This is a genomic window from Halomonas sp. B23F22_20 (genome assembly GCF_043496985.1).
Classification (GTDB): Bacteria; Pseudomonadota; Gammaproteobacteria; order Pseudomonadales; family Halomonadaceae; genus Halomonas.
In genome coordinates, this window is sequence record NZ_JBIEKH010000052.1 from 1 (window position 1) to 1,663 (window position 1,663).

3 protein-coding genes are annotated in these 1,663 nt (G+C 59.4%); all 3 read left to right on the forward strand.

What is annotated here, in order from left to right; all coding sequences use genetic code 11:
- Window positions 1-258, forward strand: a 258-nt coding sequence (locus ACGTN6_RS20455) for a hypothetical protein (RefSeq protein WP_394594886.1), incomplete at its 5' end; no start/stop codon positions are given.
- 103 nt (window positions 259-361) lie between these two features.
- Window positions 362-712, forward strand: coding sequence for a hypothetical protein (locus tag ACGTN6_RS20460; RefSeq protein ID WP_394594888.1), 351 nt, complete (start codon window positions 362-364; stop codon window positions 710-712).
- A gap of 110 nt (window positions 713-822) precedes the next feature.
- Window positions 823-1,614: a phosphoadenosine phosphosulfate reductase domain-containing protein gene (locus ACGTN6_RS20465; RefSeq protein ID WP_394594890.1), complete on the forward strand. Its 792-nt coding sequence runs from the start codon at window positions 823-825 to the stop codon at window positions 1,612-1,614.
- Window positions 1,615-1,663: the final 49 nt, after the last annotated feature.

Sequence of the window (1,663 nt, forward strand, 5' to 3'; positions counted from 1 at the left end):
CCTGGAGGACTCGTCTGCTTTGCCGGCTGCTTTATTGGCGACAATGAGTATTACGCCGCCATGGAAGGCAGAACCTGGCAGCAGATGGTGGAAACCGGAGATGCCCCTGCCAGGCATGCTTCCATGATCAGAGGGTTGCAGCGCATCCATGACCGGCATGCGCCTGAACACTGGCCACGACTGCTCAGAGAGGAGGCCAAGTTCTACCACCTGAGTGACTTCCTGGTCGACAAGCTGATGACTCCCTGGGGCAACTAGCTCTAGCCATACTCAATAAGCTCCTGCGATCGGCAGGATCTCACCCACTGGGGAAGCTCTTCCCAGTGGGGAGGTGCTTCCCCACAGACAATGGAGAGGCACCATGTGCTATCAAGATCAAGCTGTTCGTGAGGCTGAGAAGTGGCTGGATGCCATGCTCGACACCCTCAACGAACCAGGCTGCGACGCACCACTGACAGTTCAGACCATCGATGAGTACATCGTCTGGCATGTCCAGCAATCTTGTGTCGGATCTTCCAATCCTCTGGAAGCAGCCCACACGGCAGGGGATGCCGCGAGGGCCGTCATCAACCGTGACTATGGCCTGGTGGTCTTCACGATCCCGGATGACGGGTTTCCGTGTATCAGCACCGGGGCGCGTCTGATGTCGCTTGTTCAGGCGGAGAGCTTGCATGACGCCATGGAAGCCACCAGCGGCACAATGATCTTGTAACGCCACCGGCAGGGCGCTTGTCGGGGCTCCCTTCTCGAAACTCTATCCACCCTCTGGGGAAGTCACTTCTCCCCAGGGGAGGTGCTTCCCCATTTTTTTGGAGAAGCACTATGCAAAACACCATTGACAGCACATCACTGCGTCAGCTGATAGATCCGTCGAATCTCTGGGTATCGGCGTCAGGAGGGCGAACTTCCATGATGATGGCCCGACTGATCCAGTTGGAGTTCCCAGACCAGGACATACCGTTCGTGTTCGCCAATACGGGACAGGAGCACGAGCGTACCCTGGAGTTTGTCCAGGAATGTGCCGAGCACTGGGACATGCCCATCGTATGGGTCGAGCCAGAGGTCCATCACGGTCGTCGGAAGGGCTGCACTCACCGGATCGTCGACTTTGCGACCGCGAGCCGCAATGGAGAGCCGTTCGAGGAGGTGATCCGCAAGTACGGGATTCCCTCGAAGGCATATCCCCACTGCACCCGGGAGCTGAAGATGAACCCGATGCGGGACTACATCAAGGGCATCCTGGGACGAGGCCATGTTGCGGCGGTCGGGATCCGCGGTGACGAGCCCAGACGGCTGGGCCGAGACCCTGCCATTGTCTACCCGATGGCTCACTGGTGGCCGCACAGCAAGGAAGACGTCCTGGCGTGGTGGCGAGCTCAGCCATTCGACCTCAACCTCGAGGAGCGCGAGGGGAACTGTCTCTGGTGTTGGCAGAAGAGCGACGCCAAGCACGCAGAGAACCTCGCTCGCCATCCCGAGTGGTATAGCTTCCCTGCCGAGATGGAGCGCAAGTACGCTCACATCAAGGCGCCGGACAAGCCACGAACCATCTTCCGAGGAGGGCGATCGACAGCTGAGCTGATCGAGTGTGTCACCCTTGAGGAAGCCTCCTGACTTCACCCCAAGCCCTGCCGCGGACGCGGCAGGGCTTTTCTTGTAGGGC

Bases quoted from the DNA above. Each gene is read 5' to 3' on its own strand.
- ACGTN6_RS20460 (WP_394594888.1), top strand. From the start codon at position 362: ATGTGCTATCAAGATCAAGCTGTTCGTGAGGCTGAGAAGTGGCTGGAT.
- ACGTN6_RS20465 (WP_394594890.1), top strand. From the start codon at position 823: ATGCAAAACACCATTGACAGCACATCACTGCGTCAGCTGATAGATCCG.